Annotated in this window: 19 protein-coding genes; 9 read left to right on the top strand and 10 right to left on the bottom strand. The window is 43.8% G+C overall.

Annotated features, from left to right (window positions below; translation table 11 throughout):
- Positions 1 to 973 (bottom strand): DNA polymerase III subunit beta (gene dnaN / locus AC9UH7_RS06740; RefSeq protein ID WP_509596463.1); only part of this gene is annotated, 973 nt, incomplete at its 3' end.
- A 345-nt stretch (positions 974 to 1318) separates the two neighbouring features.
- The gene (gene dnaA / locus AC9UH7_RS06735; protein ID WP_509596462.1) at positions 1319 to 2719 is read right to left on the bottom strand and encodes a chromosomal replication initiator protein DnaA; all 1401 of its coding nucleotides are present in this window, start codon (positions 2717 to 2719) and stop codon (positions 1319 to 1321) included.
- A gap of 285 nt (positions 2720 to 3004) precedes the next feature.
- Between dnaA and rpmH the strand changes: the two genes are divergently transcribed.
- Genes rpmH through AC9UH7_RS06695 form a run of 8 tightly spaced genes read left to right on the top strand, consistent with a single transcriptional unit; the run spans position 3005 to position 7597 of the window.
- Positions 3005 to 3142 (top strand): 50S ribosomal protein L34, encoded by a 138-nt coding sequence (gene rpmH, locus AC9UH7_RS06730; protein ID WP_509537799.1) that lies wholly within the window; start codon positions 3005 to 3007, stop codon positions 3140 to 3142.
- A gap of 19 nt (positions 3143 to 3161) precedes the next feature.
- Complete coding sequence (gene rnpA, locus AC9UH7_RS06725) at positions 3162 to 3515, top strand: ribonuclease P protein component (protein ID WP_509596460.1); 354 nt, start codon at positions 3162 to 3164, stop codon at positions 3513 to 3515.
- Entirely contained in the window at positions 3512 to 3745 is a 234-nt protein-coding gene (yidD, locus tag AC9UH7_RS06720; protein ID WP_509596458.1) for a membrane protein insertion efficiency factor YidD, read from the top strand. The genes rnpA and yidD overlap by 4 nt, the downstream gene beginning before the upstream one ends.
- Positions 3738 to 4658 (top strand): membrane protein insertase YidC, encoded by a 921-nt coding sequence (gene yidC, locus AC9UH7_RS06715; RefSeq protein WP_509596456.1) that lies wholly within the window; start codon positions 3738 to 3740, stop codon positions 4656 to 4658. Before yidD ends, yidC begins: the two co-directional genes overlap by 8 nt.
- Before the next feature lie 42 nt (positions 4659 to 4700).
- Entirely contained in the window at positions 4701 to 5234 is a 534-nt protein-coding gene (locus AC9UH7_RS06710) for a Jag family protein (RefSeq protein WP_509596454.1), read from the top strand.
- A 4-nt stretch (positions 5235 to 5238) separates the two neighbouring features.
- On the top strand, positions 5239 to 5817 hold the full coding sequence (rsmG, locus tag AC9UH7_RS06705; RefSeq protein WP_509596453.1) for a 16S rRNA (guanine(527)-N(7))-methyltransferase RsmG: 579 nt from the start codon (positions 5239 to 5241) through the stop codon (positions 5815 to 5817).
- 8 nt (positions 5818 to 5825) lie between these two features.
- On the top strand, positions 5826 to 6734 hold the full coding sequence (locus AC9UH7_RS06700; protein WP_509596451.1) for a ParA family protein: 909 nt from the start codon (positions 5826 to 5828) through the stop codon (positions 6732 to 6734).
- Complete coding sequence (locus AC9UH7_RS06695) at positions 6734 to 7597, top strand: ParB/RepB/Spo0J family partition protein (protein WP_509596449.1); 864 nt, start codon at positions 6734 to 6736, stop codon at positions 7595 to 7597. The genes AC9UH7_RS06700 and AC9UH7_RS06695 overlap by 1 nt, the downstream gene beginning before the upstream one ends.
- On the opposite strand, the gene AC9UH7_RS06690 is transcribed toward AC9UH7_RS06695, so the two are convergent.
- The 7 genes from AC9UH7_RS06690 to AC9UH7_RS06660 are packed head-to-tail and all read right to left on the bottom strand — an operon-like array spanning position 7594 to position 14528.
- Positions 7594 to 8859, bottom strand: a complete 1266-nt coding sequence (locus tag AC9UH7_RS06690; protein WP_509596447.1) for an aminotransferase-like domain-containing protein — start codon at positions 8857 to 8859, stop codon at positions 7594 to 7596. The genes AC9UH7_RS06695 and AC9UH7_RS06690 overlap by 4 nt on opposite strands.
- Positions 8860 to 8900: 41 nt before the next feature.
- A complete protein-coding gene (locus AC9UH7_RS06685) occupies positions 8901 to 9893 on the bottom strand; it encodes an N-acetylmuramoyl-L-alanine amidase (protein ID WP_509596445.1) in 993 nt (330 codons plus the stop codon).
- A 4-nt stretch (positions 9894 to 9897) separates the two neighbouring features.
- Positions 9898 to 10221: a thioredoxin gene (trxA, locus tag AC9UH7_RS06680; RefSeq protein ID WP_509596443.1), complete on the bottom strand. Its 324-nt coding sequence runs from the start codon at positions 10219 to 10221 to the stop codon at positions 9898 to 9900.
- Positions 10222 to 10257: 36 nt separating this feature from the next.
- Positions 10258 to 11184 (bottom strand): thioredoxin-disulfide reductase, encoded by a 927-nt coding sequence (trxB, locus tag AC9UH7_RS06675; protein ID WP_509596441.1) that lies wholly within the window; start codon positions 11182 to 11184, stop codon positions 10258 to 10260.
- Between the two features lie 22 nt (positions 11185 to 11206).
- Positions 11207 to 12853 carry a murein biosynthesis integral membrane protein MurJ gene (gene murJ, locus AC9UH7_RS06670; RefSeq protein ID WP_509596439.1) on the bottom strand — a complete coding sequence of 549 codons (1647 nt, stop codon included), beginning with the start codon at positions 12851 to 12853 and terminating at the stop codon, positions 11207 to 11209.
- Entirely contained in the window at positions 12850 to 13953 is a 1104-nt protein-coding gene (locus AC9UH7_RS06665) for a DUF6049 family protein (RefSeq protein WP_509596437.1), read from the bottom strand. Before AC9UH7_RS06665 ends, murJ begins: the two co-directional genes overlap by 4 nt.
- The gene (locus tag AC9UH7_RS06660; protein WP_509596435.1) at positions 13950 to 14528 is read right to left on the bottom strand and encodes an NUDIX hydrolase; all 579 of its coding nucleotides are present in this window, start codon (positions 14526 to 14528) and stop codon (positions 13950 to 13952) included. The genes AC9UH7_RS06665 and AC9UH7_RS06660 overlap by 4 nt, the downstream gene beginning before the upstream one ends.
- Positions 14529 to 14560: 32 nt before the next feature.
- Here AC9UH7_RS06660 and AC9UH7_RS06655 point away from each other — a divergent pair, with 32 nt between their 5' ends.
- Entirely contained in the window at positions 14561 to 15991 is a 1431-nt protein-coding gene (locus AC9UH7_RS06655; protein WP_509596433.1) for a CCA tRNA nucleotidyltransferase, read from the top strand.
- Here the strand turns inward: AC9UH7_RS06655 and AC9UH7_RS06650 are convergent.
- Entirely contained in the window at positions 15981 to 17252 is a 1272-nt protein-coding gene (locus AC9UH7_RS06650) for an MFS transporter (protein WP_509596431.1), read from the bottom strand. The two genes, AC9UH7_RS06655 and AC9UH7_RS06650, sit on opposite strands and share 11 nt — an antisense overlap.
- Between the last annotated feature and the right edge of the window lie 33 nt (positions 17253 to 17285).

Raw genomic sequence — 17285 nt, 5'->3', positions numbered from 1 at the left:
AAGTTGGGTTGAATGCAATAGAGATCGCTTCACCGGTTAAAAGGATTTCAATAGCTTCGGTTGCTTGTGCTTCTTCACCGGCACCTGCTTCTAAAGACAAGGTGTTGTTTGCAAAATCTAGGCGAAGTGGAACAGTTTTATCTGTCACAAGTGCAACACGGCGCACGGAATCTAGAAGTGTTGCAACTTCAATAAGTGCTGTTGTTGTAACTTCTTGTGGGAGTAAGTGTCGATATGGTGGGAAAGTTCCATCTAACATGCGAGATGTCATGGTTTTTCCGTCGCCTGCAAACCCCGTTAAACGATCATTGCTTGTGTTTGGTGCAAATGAGAGTGAAACGTTTTTTGACCCTGTGAGTGATTTAGCAGCATCTGCGATTGTGCGAGCACGCAGCAAAGCAGATGTTGATGTGTTGGGTGATGTTGGTGTCCATTGAATTTCACGAACAGCTAAGCGGTAGCGATCGGTGGCTGCAAAAGTAACTATGTCTTCATTAATCTCAACATGCACACCTGTAAGGGTTGGTAGTGAATCATCGCGGCCTGCTGCTATTGCAACTTGTGCAACTGCGGTTGCGAAGGTGTCACTTGCAACTGTTCCTGTTGAATCCGGCAGCTCTGGAAGGTTTGGGTATTCATCAACCGACAATGTTGGAAGTGTGAACTTTGCGCCACCACAAGTAACCAAAACACGTGTTCCTTCCAAAACAAAAGTAATTGGTTTGTTTGGCAGGGAGCGAGAGATCTCAGCTAATAACTTTCCTGGAACTAAGACTTTCCCTGGCTCTTTAACCTCAGCAACAAAGTGTGCTTTGCTAGCGGTCTCTAGATCTGAAGCTGATAAAAAAACCTCGTTAGTGGTTGCGTCGATAACAATGCCGAGAAGCTCAGTTTTGATAGGACGAGTTGATAGAGAGCGTGATACCCAGTTAACCCCATCGGTTAACGCTGACTGCTCGACTGTAAATTTCATTTCTATCCCCGACTCTTCAGATTCTTATATTGTGTTGTTTGTGTGGAAAGGTTATTCGCGTAACTGGATGTATGTATATATAGATAGTCGTAGTAACTAGAGGTTTTTTCTGTGGGTAAGTTATAAAACCCCTGCTCAACACAGGAATTTGTTTTGTATAACTTGTTTATAACCAGTGGAAAGATCTGGGTATAACTTTGCCTCATAGCCCCCACACCCTTCTCTCTAGTTAATCCACCGAGGTTATCCACGGTATTGTCCTAATTCTCCACAGTTATCCACAACTTGTCCCCAACTGGGGGTAAAGAGTGGCAATTCGGACATAAAGCCCAAATCAACCATGAACTATCTAGTTTGCTGCTTAATTCTGGTGGTGAGCTCATTGACCTGGTTATAGATCGAACGGCGCTCAGCCATCAATTGACGGATTTTTCTATCAGCGTGCATAACCGTTGTGTGGTCGCGCCCGCCAAATGTTTGGCCGATCTTCGGCAATGAGAGCTCCGTGAGCTCTCGACATAAATACATCGCAATCTGTCTGGCGTTAACCAAAACCCGAGAACGCGACGTCCCACACAAATCATCAATCGTCAAACTAAAGTAGGCGGCGGTTTGAGCCATGATGGTTGCACCAGTGATTTCTGGGTTGCTCTCATTAGGGATTAAATCCTTTAAAACAATTTCAGCCAGCGATAAATCCACACTCTGGCGATTAAGAGATGCAAAAGCTGTAACGCGAATTAATGCACCTTCCAACTCACGAATATTTGTCGAAATCTTGCTCGCAATATATTCAAGAACATCATCTGGAGCATTCAATTTATCTTGAGCTGCTTTTTTACGAAGAATTGCAATACGGGTTTCTAATTCAGGTGGTTGAATGTCTGTAATCAAACCCCACTCAAAACGTGAACGTAGTCGATCTTCCAATGTTGTTAACTGTTTTGGTGGCCGGTCACTTGAGATAACAATCTGTTTGTTTGCGTTATACAAAGTATTAAAAGTGTGGAAGAACTCTTCTTGTGTTCGCTCTTTGTTTTCTAAGAACTGAATATCATCAACCAATAAAATATCAAGATCGCGGTAACGACGTTGAAAAGCCGATGCTTTGTCATCACGAATCGAGTTAATAAAATCATTTGTGAATTCTTCTGATGAAACATACTTAACACGCACATTTCCATACAATTCCTGCGCGTAAGCACCAATAGCATGTAACAAGTGAGTCTTACCTAATCCAGACTCACCATAAATAAACAACGGGTTGTATGCCTTGGCAGGTGCTTCAGCAACTGCAACAGCTGCTGCATGTGCGAAACGGTTAGAAGCACCGATCACAAAAGTCTCAAAAATATAACGAGGGTTTAATGTTGATGTGTCTGTAGATTTAGAAACAGGTGCGTCATCTCGACCAGTGCCAGATTTTGGAGCAACAAATTCAACTTCAACATCTTGGGTTGGTGTAGTAACAACTTCAAGAGCTTCATCCACTGTGACAGCAATATTTGTAGTCGATCCAAGCTCGCGGGTTAAAACTTCGCTAACAATTGTGCGAAGGCGACTCTCTAAAACATCTTTCGCAAAAAGATTAGGAGCAGCAACCAATAAAGTTGTTTGATCATCGTTTTGAAGTAGACCTAAAGGTTTTGTTAACTGTAAAAACGCTCGGTGTTGAGGGGCGTTCACGGCAACTTCCTCAATAACCCGCCCCCAAAGGGTGGTTAGCTCAACCTCTTTAACGCTCACCCTGGCCTCAATTCCTCAAAAAACTCATCCACAGGGTTATCCACAACCTGTGGTCTAAACCCCAGGTTGAGCCCTGTAAAACCCTCAAAAGATCCAATACCTGTGGAGGGGGAGTGAAAAGTAGAGCGAATTGGCAAAAAAAGCAACTGGTTATCCACAATCTGGAGTTACCCCCAAGGAGGCAGCGGCCAGTTTGACCCGCTTATCCCCAGACCTCTACCGTTACCTCCTTGCTTCCCCCGTATTTCTGGCCCGCAGTAGAAGTTCATTATTAGGAGTTTTTCAATGACAAAGCGCACCTTCCAACCAAACACACGCCGTCGTGCCAAGAAGCACGGTTTCCGTGCCCGTATGGCAACCCGTGCTGGCCGTGCAGTACTTGCTGCTCGTCGCGGCAAGGGACGCGCCAAGCTTTCTGCATAAGGGTTCATAACAGATACCCGTGCTTGCAAAAAGCGCACGCCTTACCGAGAGCGCGGATTTCGCGCGCGCAACAAAGAGTGGTTTGAGATTTTCAACCCAAAACTTTGTCGGATATCTCTACCCAACCAATTTAGATCAACCTGCTCGCGCAGGATTGATTATCAGTAAAAATGTTGGTGGCTCGGTAACCCGTCACAAAATTGCACGCAAAGCTCGTCACGCTTTCCGTGAGATCTACCCACAACTTCCAACCGGTGGTCTATTGGTGATTAGAGCTCTGAACACCGCAAACGATGCAGATGCTGCAGAAGAAGTGAAAAAAATTGTCGGCCAACTTCTAAAAAAGTTTGCTGAGAAGGCTAACCAAAAGTGAGACACATATTGACCGCACCTATCAAGGTGTATCAAAAATGGATCTCGCCAATGTTTGGGCCACGTTGTAAGTATTACCCGTCATGTTCTTCATATGCTGTGACAGCAATTGAAACCTACGGTGTTAAAGGTATTGCAATGAGCGCTTGGCGTTTATTGCGTTGCAATCCATGGTCACACGGCGGTGTGGACTATGTAGTTCCGAAAGAGAAGGTAGTTATTAATGGATAGCATCCTAAACCCCTTATATATCGCTGTTTCTTGGGTGATTATCACAATCCATAATTTATTGTCTCCACTCTTTGGCACAAACAGTGGTGTTACATGGTCACTGGCAATCATGGGTCTTGTAATCATTATTCGTATTATTTTAATTCCACTCTTTGTGAAGCAAATTAAATCTCAACGAGCTCTAACAGCCCTTCAACCACACATGAAGGAGATTCAAAAAAAGTACAAAGATGATCGCCAAAAGCAATCTGAAGAGATGATGAAGCTCTACAAAGAGCACAAAACAAACCCTCTTGCCTCATGTTTTCCAATCCTTGCCCAAGCACCGATCTTCTTTGCCTTGTTTACAGTGCTCAATGGAATTGCTGCAGAAGACAAAAATGGTGATCCTGCACCAATAGCGCGCGGGTTTATGAAAGGTGATTACCTAGAGAGCGCCGGACAAGCTAAGTTTTTTGGGGCACCAATTGCAGAAAAGTTTTTAGGTTCAGATATAACAACCGTAAAAATTGTCACAATAATTTTAATTGCATTCATGTCATTAACAACTTTTACAACCCAGCGTCAGTTAATGACAAAGGGAATGCCAAAAATGGATTCATCCAACAACATGATGTTGCAACAACAAAAAATTATGTTGTATGCATTCCCAGTTATTTTTGCTATCACTGGCGTTAACTTTCCAGTTGGTGTATTGATTTATTGGTCAACAACAAACTTGTGGACATGGGGTCAACAGTTCTATGTCATTAAACGAAACCCAACACCAGGATCTCCTGCATATGAAGAGCTTCAAAGAAAGCGCAATAAGAAGAACGGCGTCGTAGAGAGCGAAGAGCCAAAGAGTTCTGAAGGCACAACCGAGGAAAAAGGTCAGCGCCAACAGCCAAAAAAGAAGAAAAAGAAGAAGTAGACAAAACGGACTTATTACTACAATCCCGACAAAGGGGGCATCATGGCAAAAAGTAAAGTTGAAGAGACAGTAGTGGTTGAAGGCGCAGAAGCGGTTGAGACCAAGAAAACACCTAAAGGTGTGGCCAGACTGGAAGAAGAAGGCGATATCGCCGCTGACTACCTTGAGGCGCTACTAGACATCGCAGATCTTGATGGCGACATCGATATCGATGTTGAAAACGACCGTGCCGCCCTTGCAATCGTTGGTGGCAAACTCAACCACCTTGTGGGCCGCGACGGTGAGGTTCTAGATGCAATTCAAGAGCTCACACGTCTTGCAGTACAAACCTCAACTGGTGATCGCAGCCGTTTAATGCTTGATATTGATGGATTCCGCGCTGGACGTCGTAAAGAACTCAAGAAGTTAGCCGAAGACATGGCTGAAGAGGCCAAAACAACCGGCAACTCCATCAAATTGAAGCCAATGAACGCCTTTGAGCGTAAAATTATCCATGACACAATCCAAGATCTTGGGCTAACTAGCGAATCCGACGGTGAAGATCCAAACCGCTTCGTAGTTATCTACCCAGCGTAACTCTGTGGAGGTTTCACGTGAAACCCTCATCGCGAGGCATTTTCCCGATGTTGAGCGGGTTCACGCCTATGCAAAATTCCTAGAAACAGCTGGAATTGAGCGTGGATTAATCGGCCCCCGAGAGGCTGACCGCATCTGGGAGCGTCATATCTTTAACTGCCTGCCTATCACCACCCTTTTCACAGAAGGTGCCACCGTCTTTGATATTGGTTCTGGGGCGGGATTGCCTGGCATTGTGATCGCTCTAGCCCGGCCAGATCTAAAGGTAACCCTGATTGAACCCCTAGAGCGCCGCGTGGAGTTCCTCCAAGAGGCGGTCATTGGGCTTGATATCGAGGTAATCCGTGGCCGCTCTCAGGATGTTAAGGCAACCGCCCACTATGTGACCGCCCGCGCCGTTGCCCCTTTGGAGAAGTTGAAGAAGATCAGTTGGCACCTTTTAAAAACCAATGGTTCATTACTGGCCATGAAGGGCGAAAAAGCCCAAGAAGAGATGAAATCTGTGCCAAAAGCGACCCTCCACGAGGTAAATCTTGAGGGAATTGAGCTCAGCCGTATAGTCGAGGTTAGAAAAGGTGCTTAACTACCCACGTGGATGATTCACGTGAAACAAAAAAGGTAGTCGGCACCCGCCGCCTGAAAGAGGCGATGCCTAAACCCGCCTCCCTGCGCATCCTTACAGTAGCTAACCAAAAAGGCGGGGTTGGAAAAACAACCACAACCGTCAACCTTGCCGCAGCCTTGTCTATGGGTGGCCTCAAGGTAATTGTCATTGATCTTGATCCACAAGGAAATGCATCCACCGCCTTAGGTGTTGAGCATGTTGATAATGCAGGTATTTATGAAGTGTTGATGGGCGACTCAACAATGTCACAAGTAATTCAAAAAGTCGCAGGCTTTCCTTCACTTGAATGTGTTTCTTCAAATACATCTTTAGCACAAGCAGAAATTGAACTTGTTCCTATGGTTGCCCGTGAAATGCGATTAAAGGAAGCAATTGAAGAGTTAGTTGCAGATCGCGCAGCAATAGGAGAAACAATTGATTACATTTTTATTGATTGTCCACCTTCACTCGGATTGTTAACCATCAACGCATTCACCTCAGCTAAAGAAGTATTAATCCCAATTCAATGTGAGTACTATTCACTTGAAGGATTATCACAACTATTAAAAACATTTGAGTTAGTCAAAAAACGTTTAAATCCAACTTTAAAACTTTCAACACTTGTTTTAACAATGTTTAACAATACAAATCTTGCAAATGATGTTGCAAATGAAATTAGAAAACATTATCCAAACGAACTTATTGATATTCCTATTCCACGCACTGTGCGAGTATCAGAAGCACCTGGATTTAAACAAACAGTAATGACATATGATCCTGTTTCACCGGGTGCAGTTGCATACATGTCTGTTGCTAGAGAATTAGCAGAGCGCGGTAAACCATTTGATTCAAATGTTGTTTCAATAAACTACAAACGTGAAGGTGAGATCGCTTAATGGCACGTCGCGGTGGACTTGGAACTAATCTTGATGCATTAATCCCAACCTCATTGACTGTTGGCGATAAAGAAGTTGGACAACAAAACGAAGTTGCTATCAATTCTATTTCTCCCAATCCACGTCAACCTCGCACACATTTTGATCCTGTTGCACTTGAAGAGTTAATTGCATCAATAAAAGAAATTGGAATATTGCAACCACCGGTTGTGCGCCAAACAACTCCAGGTAAATACGAGTTAATCATGGGAGAGCGCCGCTTCCGTGCGGCTAAAGCTGCTGGATTAAAGACGATTCCGGTGATTATTAGACAAACACCAGATAATGAACTTTTGCGTGAAGCGTTAATTGAAAATATTCATCGCAGCCAACTAAATGCCCTTGAAGAAGCAGGTGCCTACTCACAACTTCTCACAGATTTTAATTGCACACATGAAGAGTTGGCGCAAAAACTTGGACGATCACGTCCACTAATTTCAAACACAATACGTTTAATGAATTTGCCAACATCTGTGCAGCAAAAATTAGCATCAGGAGTTTTATCTGCAGGTCATGCCCGTGCTTTGTTGGGGTTGAGCGATGCTGCAACAATTGAAAAATTAGCGGCGCGAATAGTGAGTGAAGGTTTATCTGTCCGCGCAATAGAGGAAATCATTTCCGCTGGAGCAACTAAAGGGCAATCGACTAAAAAACCTAAACAGACAAAGTCAGCAACTCCTGAACTACAGGAGATCGCAGAACGTATTGGTGATGCGCTAGATACGAGGGTTTCAATTCAAGGCAGCGCGAAAAAAGGAACTATTGTTATTGAATTTGCTGGGGCAGAAGATTTGAAGCGAATTACAAAAGCACTAGAAAACTAACCCTTTAATTCAAATCCTTTTCGGCTTGCCATCTCTTGCTTAATAACTCCACCAAGTGCTTTAACGCCTTCACGAATTCGTTCAGGTGTTGGGTAGCAATAAGACAAACGCAAAGACCATGAACCAAATCCATCTGCATAAAAGGCTGTACCTGGAACATATGCAACCTTTGCAACAATCGCTTTTGGCATCATCGCTGTTGTATCGATTTCTGGTGGCAGGGTGACCCACACGTAAAAACCACCGCCAGGCTTTGTCCATTGCGCAGTTGCTGGGAAATGTTCGTCAAGTGATTCCAGCATTGCATCACGGCGGACCTTATATAGCTCGCAAAAAGATGCGATCTGATCACGCCATGGTTGATCAGCTAAATAACTCGAGATTGTTAATTGAGTGAAGTTAGAAGGACACAAAATCGAAGATTCACTGGCGATAACCAACTTTTCCTTCAGTGAAGGTGGCAATAGCGCCCAACCCACACGTAATCCAGGTGCGATTGTCTTTGAAAACGAGCCCAAATAAATAACATTTTCAGAATCTTCAGCACGCATTGCATTCGGTGAAGGCTTATCAAATCCCAATAACCCATATGGATTGTCTTCAACAACAAAAATACCTGCTTCACGACAAATGTTGAGAATTTCAGTGCGACGAGCTGCTGGCAATAAAACACCGCTTGGGTTTTGATAATTAGGGATTGTGTATAAAAATTTAATCTTACGGCCACTTGCGCGCACAGATTTAATGGCTTCTTGTAAGGCAGATGGAACCAAACCGTTGTCATCTGTTTCAACATGAACTACAGATGCTTCGTACTGATGAAAAGTTCCTAGTGCTCCAACATAAGAAGGCGCCTCAGCCAACACAACATCCTTTGGATCTAAAAAGATGCGTGAAATAAGGTCTAAAGCTTGTTGTGATCCTGTAGTAATCAAAACATCATCAGGATTACCGCGAATACCTTCTAGTGCCATCACCTCACAGATCTGTTCACGAAGCTTTGGGTGTCCTTGACCATTTCCGTATTGCAAGGCCTCTTGTCCATTATTTCGAATGAGATTGTTTACAACATCAGCCATCATCCCCATAGGAAGTGCTGAGAGATTTGGCATTCCACCTGCAAGAGAAACAATTTCTGGACGGGAGGCAACAGCAAAGAGAGAACGGATCTCACTTGGTTTCATATGTGCAGCTCTGGATGCAAACCTTTCTTCAAGATTTTGAGGCGCACCTGTTGAGTAGCGTTGCGTTATCTCCGACATGGTCTAAGTCTGTCATACCCAAGGGAATGCTTGAGTGTTATTTAGCGACGAATACCAGCATTACGTAGATCGGAAATACGCAAAGTCCCAGTTTTTGCATCATCTTCTGCGGCTAAATAAAGACGTTGAATCGCTATAACTAAAGCTTCAGCAATCACATCGCGAAAATCTGGGCGGGAAAGGCGGCCCAAATCGCCAGGGTTACTTAAATACCCCAAATCAATTCGAACAGTTGGTGCCATGGTCATACGCAGCAAATCCCATGTTTTTGCATGGGTGCGACAATTTGTTAAATCGGTACGAGCACAAATTTCTCGTTGCACCAAGGAAGCAAATCGTTCACCAACAATTGAGTGAACACCATGGGCATCACTACCATAGAAATATGTAGCTGCCCCATGTGCTTTTTCATTCTCATATGAATCAACATTTAAGGAAATCATTAAATCGGCGCTACTTTTATTACTAAAGGCAATTCGCTCTTGTTCACTTGGATTATTTGTTGCACCACGTGTTAAGAAAACAGATGCACCTAATGCAAGCAGACGACCCTCTGTGCGAACTGCAACATCGTAAACAAGTTGATTATCACCATCTGGGTTTAACACAATAACTTTATTGGCAAGAGCCGGACCACGACTTTGCTGCATTGCGTTTTGGCGCAGCGTTGAAGGCACTCCCCCGGAAACAATCTTTGTTAAACGAATCAGAGCAATAATTGTGGCAGGACCACACTTACCATCAATTGTTACACCAACAGATTTCTGGAAATCTTTAACAGCCATTTCAGTCCGTGGCCCATAAATGCCATCAACACGACCACAATCAAAACCCATCTCAGTTAATCGAGCTTGCAATGCCGCAACATCATCACCGTGCATTAAAGGATGTTCTTGCACATACAAAGAACGATCGCCGAGTTTCCATCGTGCTTCTTCTAGAGCGCGAGCGGTCACCGCATCAACAAAACCCGTGACATCAAGGCCACGGGCTTGTTGAAATGAGCGGATCTCCGACTCGGTTAAATCTGACATCGATTTATACGAGGAAGCTTTCTAGATCTTTCAATAGTGCTGGCTTTGGCTTAGCACCAACAATTTGCTTCACAACTTCACCGTTAACAAAAACATACATGGAAGGAATTGAGGTAATTCCATACTTAATAGCAATTGCTGACTCTTCATCGGTGTTGAGTTTTACGATCTTAATCTTTGAACCATACTCATCTGAAATCTCTTCAAGGATTGGTCCAACAGCACGGCATGGACCACACCATTCAGCCCAAAAATCAACTAAAACAGGGGTTGTGCTCTTAAGAACCTCTGCATCAAAGGTTGCTGTTGTTACCTTGCTTGTAGCCATCGTATTACTCCTTATTTGTTTGTTAGTTAAAGATTACTAGTGGGCTAAGAATTTTTCAGCATCCAGGGCAGCAGCACATCCAGAACCTGCTGCTGTAATTGCTTGTCTGTATGTGTGATCGACTAAATCACCGCACGCGAAGACACCTTTGAGATTTGTTCGAGTCGAGCGACCCTCACACACCACATAACCTTCATTGTCTAAAGTTATTTGACCAGCAATTAACTCACTGCGTGGAATATGTCCGATTGCCACAAACAATCCAGTAAACGCGCGCTCTGATTCAGTGCCATCAATGGTGTTGCGAAGTTTTAGCGCTTCAACCTTGTCAGCACCAAGGACATCAATTACTTCTGTATTCCATAAGAATTCTATTTTTGGATTATTTTTTGCACGCTCAGCCATAATTTTTGATGCCCGAAGTTCGCCGCGGCGGTGAATCAAAACTACTTTGTCTGCAAAGCGGGTAAGGAAGGTAGCTTCTTCAACTGCACTATCTCCCCCACCTACAACTGCAATTGTTTGTCCACGGAAAAAGAAACCATCACAGGTTGCGCACCAAGAAACTCCATGACCAGATAAACGCTTTTCATTAACTAAACCAATTTCGCGGTACGCACTTCCTGTCGCAAGAATGACAGATTTTGCTTTAACTGTATTTCCTGAGCCATCTTTCAAAACTTTAATGTCACCAGACAGATCCATTTCGACAATGTCATCTGTGATCAATTCAGCACCGAAGCGCTTAGCTTGCTTGCGCATGTTGTCCATCAAATCTGGACCCATCACACCATCTGTGAAGCCAGGAAAATTCTCTACTTCTGTTGTGTTCATGAGCGCACCACCTGCAGTGACAGAGCCTTCATAAATAACTGGATCTAACTGTGCACGCGCGGCATAAATTGCTGCGGTATATCCAGCTGGACCTGACCCAACAATTACAACATTTCTAACTTCACTCATGGCGCCCCCTAGACCCTGAAATCTAATCGTTTTCTTCTGTTTTTGCTGCACGACGGCTAATTGAACTACCTAAATGGCGAATCATTGAGATCTCTTCAACGCCAAGGGCTTTAGCGCTCAGTATGTATCCAAAGAATGCGACAACCATCACAACAAGAAGTTCACCAGCACGGCCAGCACGGGAGAAATCTATCTCAAGCCAGGAAATGTATTGAGTCAAGATAAATAATGGCACCATCGCAAGGAGTGAGGCAATCAATAAGCGAGTGTGCTGTCCTAAAAACTCTGTTAAAGCTAGTTTTCCAACATGCTTTTTCAACAATGCAAGTGTGACCAATAATCCAATTAAATAACTAACAGAAAATGCGACACCCAAACCAACAGTTACCCATTGATTCTTTATAAAATACAAAAAGAAGTAAGACATAGCAACAGAGAAAACATTTATCACTAAAATCGAAATAACTTGTGTTCTGGTGTCTTCAAATGCATTGAAACCACGAATCAGAATTAAGTTAATTGAAAAAGCAACTAAACCAAAACTAAGAGCTGATAAAACATAGCCAATGTATCGAGAATCTTCAGTAGAAATACCAATAAAAATACTTTCGGTAATAAGTGGGCCAAAGAGTAAGAATGCAACCGCACTTGGAACTGTAATCACACCAACTAACCGGATCGCTCTTACCAGTTGAGCCTTTACCTCTTCACGCTTGCCATCTAACGCCAGTTTTGAGATGTGAGGCAAAATTGCCGTAACAATTGAAATAGTAATGATCGAATAAGGAAGCAACATAACAAAATAGGCGAATGTATAAGGCGTGTAACCAACACCGGTCTCAACACCATCTTGCGCGCTACGGACAGCGGCTGAAGTTGCAACATTGACTGTTACTAAATATCCAAGTTGTGAAATCAAGACATAAACCAATGTCCAACCAGCTAAATTAAAAGACTTACCTAAACCGGAAACACCAAGTTTGGGTTTGATAGAGATACCAAGCTTTCTAATTACAGGAACCAATACCAAGGCTTGGACAACAACACTCAATGTGGTTCCCCATCCCAACAGAGCAACCTGGCTTGAGGTAATGGTTGAGATATCAATGCCAGGTGAAAAGAGTAAAAACCCACCAAATAACAGGATTCCAACGAGGTTATTTGCGATCGGAGCCCACATTAAGGGTCCAAATGAACCACGTGCATTAGCAACCTGGCCCAGCATGGTGAACAAACCAAGAAAGAAAATTTGCGGCAAACAGTAACGAGTGAAAGCTATTGCGATTTCTTGCTCAGTTTCAAAACCAACTGTGAAAAATTCAGGCGCATACAAACGCACAAGCGCTGGCGCAAAAAACATTCCAAGTGAAACAAGCACCAGAAGAATAAGAGAAATAGTTGTAATTAAGCGCGAGGCAAAGTCATCCCCACCATCGTCATGTTCAAAGGATCGCACTAGTTGCGGGATAAAGATCGCAGTTAGAGCGCCACCAACAAGTAGGTTATACAAAATGTTAGGCATTGTGTTGGCAACGTTGTAAGTATCAGCAAGCAATGCTGTTCCTAAAACAGCAACAATTAAAATTCCGCGAATAAATCCTGTGACACGAGAAATTATCGTGCCTAAAGCCATAATCCCGGAGGCACGGAAGAGTTCATTCGATTTCATGTGACCCTCCTTCGCACTCGACGGATGCTTTGTGCCGCACCTGCTAGTAGTAGAAGTATGGCCGCTCCAGTAGTAAACCAAGTGACACGAGGGTCAATAACCGTTGAATTTAGATTGAGTGTTGCTGCAGGTACAAACTCATTACCTTCCGCATCTGTTATCAAGGCGGTCACAGCTGTTTGGCCTGGCGCTACTACCTCAACAATGACCTCTAGCTGTCTCTTTGATTGAGCGGGGATAGTTATATTTTCAAAACTATTGACGATCACACGTGAGTTATTTGGAATCATTAAAACATTAACTGTGATGTCAGTATCAAACTCATTTATGACCGTCACAGGTAACTTAACGTTGGATGTGGTTATCTGATATCGGCCACTATTAATGCGAAGTTTGTTAAGCATCTCAGCAACGGCAGCATCAGCGCTATAAGAGAAAAAATCACGTGAGTCTTTATCTAACCCCGGGGATAAAAGCTTTGAAAGCTGAGCTCGCATAGAGTTCAATTCAGGATCTTCCACCGCTTTGGAAAGTTTTGTTAAAGCCTTCCGGTTCTCGGTGTAGGCCGTTCTTTGTGCGTTAGTTAGAACAGCTTTACCTGTGCTCCACCCACCATTGGGTTCACTGCGGACGGTCCTACCAAGTGCAGCCTCTAGTTGTGATTTGCCAATTGCGTAATACTTTTTTAACTCACTCGGTGCTAGACGTTTTGTCAGTGAGACATCTGGATTTCCATATGCCAACGCAACTACTTGTTGACCGGTAGTAATTTGTCGTAACTGCTCTAACCAAGCAGTAGCAATTTCCTTCCCAATTGGTGCAGCATCATTTGCTAAAACATAATCTCCAGTCATCGCAATAACTTCATCAACGAGGGCTGCGTCAATGACCCATGTTGTGTTAGCAACCCGAGGTGTATAGACAAGAAGTCCTAACGCTCCAGATGGTGTTAGCTCTTGTGCCAGATCATCGTTTCTAAATTCACCTGTATAGGTCTGATGAGCCATTGATGTAATTCGCACAATCGAATCAGCCGATTGCGCAGGAGATAGTGGCAGCAAGATCAAAACAAATGTGAAAAACACAATTAACTTTTTCATTCTGGCAACTCAGCACTTCTTGCGATCAACTTCTTTTCATCCGGATATGCCAAGCGTTCAACAATCTCGGACAATGGAAACCAAGACACCTCATCTACTTCACTTTCTTGAGCCAGTAAAACTCCACCGACTTCAGTAAACATAAAATGATGAACAGTTTTGTGAATTCGCTTTCCACCGGCCATAAACCAAAAATCAATAACACCTAAAGATTTAGTAATTGAGGAGGTAATTCCAGTTTCTTCTGCGACCTCACGAATAGCAGCTTGCTCTGGAGTTTCACCTTCTTCGATATGTCCTTTAGGCAGAGACCATAAAACGCGTTTACCGCTGGCATCTTTATGGTCGTAACGACCAATGAGTAAACCCATGGTGCCTGTCGCATCAATAACTAAGCCACCAGCGCTGACCTCATCAACACGTTTTGCATACGGTCGTTTTGAATCAGGTCGCGTCGATTGAGCGCTCTTTTGAGCAGAGTTTTGAGTCTGAGGTTGTGGGCCGCGATTACCGGAGCGCTTGCGCTTCCGCTTTTTCTTCGTATCTTCGCTGCCCGCACCAGGTGCCGGGATCATGGAGTAAGGGTAGTGCTTTAACCTTACTTATTGTGAGTACAGCATTAGGCGCCGCAGGAGAGTTAGCGATCCGTTCATTAATTGAACGAGCACCGCTTGCAAGCTCCTTAGCCCAAGCCTTTAAGGCCAAGGGGTTTACCTTGGCGTTGGTGGGCGGACCTGTGCGTGATGCAATTTTAGGTCGGCTTGGAAATGATTTAGATTTCACAACAAATGCACACCCATTAGAAACAAAAAAGATTTTACAAGAGTGGGCTGAAAATATTTGGGATACAGGAATTGCTTTTGGAACAGTTGCAGGAAAACGTGGTGACACAACAGTAGAAGTAACTACATACCGAACTGAAAGTTATGATCACGATTCACGTAAACCAGAGGTTGAATACGGTGATTCAATCGAAGGTGATTTATCGCGCCGCGATTTCACTGTTAATTCAATGGCACTAGAGCTCACTGGAGAAAAACCAGAGTTCATTGATCCATTTAATGGCTTGCAAGATTTAGCTGCAAAAGTTTTGCGCACATCAGGTAAACCTAGTGATTCATTTAATGATGATCCTTTAAGAATGATGCGTGCTGCTCGATTTGCTTCTCAGCTAGGTTTTGATGTTGCACCAGAGGTTGTTGAATCGATGAAAGATCTAGCTCATCGAATTAGCATTATCTCTGCCGAAAGAGTTCGCGATGAATTTACGAAGATTTTAATGTCAAACAACCCACGCACCGGAATAACTATCTTGGTAGATACAGGTCTTGCAGAGCTAGTACTTCCTGAGATTCCAAAGTTGCGCCTTGAAGTTGATGAGCATCATCACCATAAAGATGTGTACGAGCACTCAATTACTGTTTTAGAACAAGCTATTGAACATGAAGATCGCTTAGGTGGACCAAACCTTGTAATTAGACTTGCCGCTCTATTACACGATATTGGTAAACCAAAAACTCGTGCCTTCATTGAAGGAGGTGGGGTTTCTTTCCATCATCATGAAGTAGTCGGAGCTCGTCTAGCAAAAAAGCGGTTACAGGCTTTGCGCTTTGATAATGACACCATCGATGCAGTGGAGTTATTAACAACTTTGCACCTTCGTTTCCATGGTTATGGAGAGGGTGAATGGACTGATTCTGCGGTGCGCCGTTATGTAAGAGATGCCGGTGAATTTATTACCCATTTACACGTTTTAACTCGCGCCGATTGCACTACTCGTAACAAAACAAAGGCAGCCCGTCTAGCTGCAACATATGATTCTTTAGAAGCTCGCATTGAAGTTCTCATGGAGCAGGAAGAGTTATCAAAAATTCGCCCAGATCTAGATGGTGCGCAAGTCATGGAGTTGCTTAACTTAAAACCTTCACGCGAAGTTGGACAAGCAATGGACTTTCTTTTAGAACTCAGACTTGAGCAAGGACCTATTGGTAGTGAAGCGGCAACAAAAGCACTTCTTGAATGGTGGGCTAAGAGGTAGCGTAAAACTTTGCTGGTCGAAGCACTACAAAGGCAATAAACAAGTAGGCAGCTGATACTGCTAATGGGACAACACGCGACAGACCTGAAGTAGGAAGCAACAGGGCCGCCAACAATCCACCACTAACAATTGCGCCATTTACAACAACATCATAAACAGCAAATACTCGACCACGATGGTAATCATCAATCTTTGATTGCACCAGTGCATCATTAGTGACCTTGATGTTCTGCCCAAAAAACGCAGTAAGAAAAGCTGTTACACATAATCCAATTTCATTTTGCGAAACCGCAAGAATAAGTGGCGAAACAGCGCAAGCTAGCATCGCGAACTTAATCCAGCGATGTCTTCCAAATCGCCCAACACCATATGGTGCTAGGAAAGCACCTAAGAAAAGACCAAGCCCTGCAATCGTGAGAGCAATACCAAAACCCTGTAGTCCATCTTCTGGTTTTGTAGGATCATTAAATGTGTTGCGCTCAAGTAACAATGCAGTCAATGTAAGTGCGGTTAAACCACCACGTTGAACAGCGGTAGCAATGATTCCGCGCGATGCATCAAGGTGCCCCCGCAAATAATTGAAACCTTCCTGCATGTCCCTAAAACCTTGCACAAAAGAAGCTGTTTCTTTTTCGTGCTTAAGAGGACCTATTTCATACTTTTTCAACCGAACTGTAAGCATTGCGGCGATGAGATACCCTGCAGAGGCAAGCAGGACAAGTAGTGCATCAGCATGATCAGCAATGGCAGCATCATCGATGAGTGCGCGAATTCCAACCCCAATACCTCCGCCGATCACAACAAAAACAGAACCACCAGTAACAGCGATCGCATTTGCAGTAATGAGTGATTTCGCATCTACTAACAATGGAAGCCCAGCAGATAATGCGGCAAGAATTAATCGGTTAATACCAAAGACGATCAGTACGACAATTGTGAGTTCAACGCCGGTAGTTCCACCAAAGATTAGGAATGCAACCAACAATAAGTTTGCGCTACGTGCCAGGTTTGAGAAAAAGAGCGCGCGTTGTCTGGAAACACGGTCCAAAATTGTCCCCACAAAAGGACCAACTATGGAATAAGGCAACAAGACAACTGCAAAACCAATTGCCGCACTTAAAGCATTTGCTTGGCGTTCAGGTGAGAACAAAACAAAAGATGCAAGAGCGCTTTGAAAAACGCCATCAGTTGCACCGCTGGTCCACCTAACTGCAAGTAGACGAGAAAGTCGAGGGTGCCTAATTAACCCAACAAAGCTCATGAGAAAGAGCGTATCTGTCTAATTGGGATTATT

The sequence above is a fragment of the Candidatus Planktophila sp. genome (assembly GCF_044348745.1).
In the GTDB taxonomy this organism is placed as follows: Bacteria; Actinomycetota; Actinomycetes; order Nanopelagicales; family Nanopelagicaceae; genus Planktophila.
This window is presented reverse-complemented; position numbering and strand designations above follow the sequence as displayed.

Coding starts and splice junctions, on each gene's coding strand:
- rpmH (WP_509537799.1), top strand. CDS start 3,005: ATGACAAAGCGCACCTTCCAACCAAACACACGCCGTCGTGCCAAGAAG.
- yidC (WP_509596456.1), top strand. CDS start 3,738: ATGGATAGCATCCTAAACCCCTTATATATCGCTGTTTCTTGGGTGATT.
- AC9UH7_RS06710 (WP_509596454.1), top strand. CDS start 4,701: ATGGCAAAAAGTAAAGTTGAAGAGACAGTAGTGGTTGAAGGCGCAGAA.
- AC9UH7_RS06695 (WP_509596449.1), top strand. CDS start 6,734: ATGGCACGTCGCGGTGGACTTGGAACTAATCTTGATGCATTAATCCCA.
- AC9UH7_RS06690 (WP_509596447.1), bottom strand. CDS start 8,859: ATGTCGGAGATAACGCAACGCTACTCAACAGGTGCGCCTCAAAATCTT.
- AC9UH7_RS06685 (WP_509596445.1), bottom strand. CDS start 9,893: ATGTCAGATTTAACCGAGTCGGAGATCCGCTCATTTCAACAAGCCCGT.
- trxA (WP_509596443.1), bottom strand. CDS start 10,221: ATGGCTACAAGCAAGGTAACAACAGCAACCTTTGATGCAGAGGTTCTT.
- trxB (WP_509596441.1), bottom strand. CDS start 11,184: ATGAGTGAAGTTAGAAATGTTGTAATTGTTGGGTCAGGTCCAGCTGGA.
- murJ (WP_509596439.1), bottom strand. CDS start 12,853: ATGAAATCGAATGAACTCTTCCGTGCCTCCGGGATTATGGCTTTAGGC.
- AC9UH7_RS06665 (WP_509596437.1), bottom strand. CDS start 13,953: ATGAAAAAGTTAATTGTGTTTTTCACATTTGTTTTGATCTTGCTGCCA.
- AC9UH7_RS06660 (WP_509596435.1), bottom strand. CDS start 14,528: ATGATCCCGGCACCTGGTGCGGGCAGCGAAGATACGAAGAAAAAGCGG.
- AC9UH7_RS06650 (WP_509596431.1), bottom strand. CDS start 17,252: ATGAGCTTTGTTGGGTTAATTAGGCACCCTCGACTTTCTCGTCTACTT.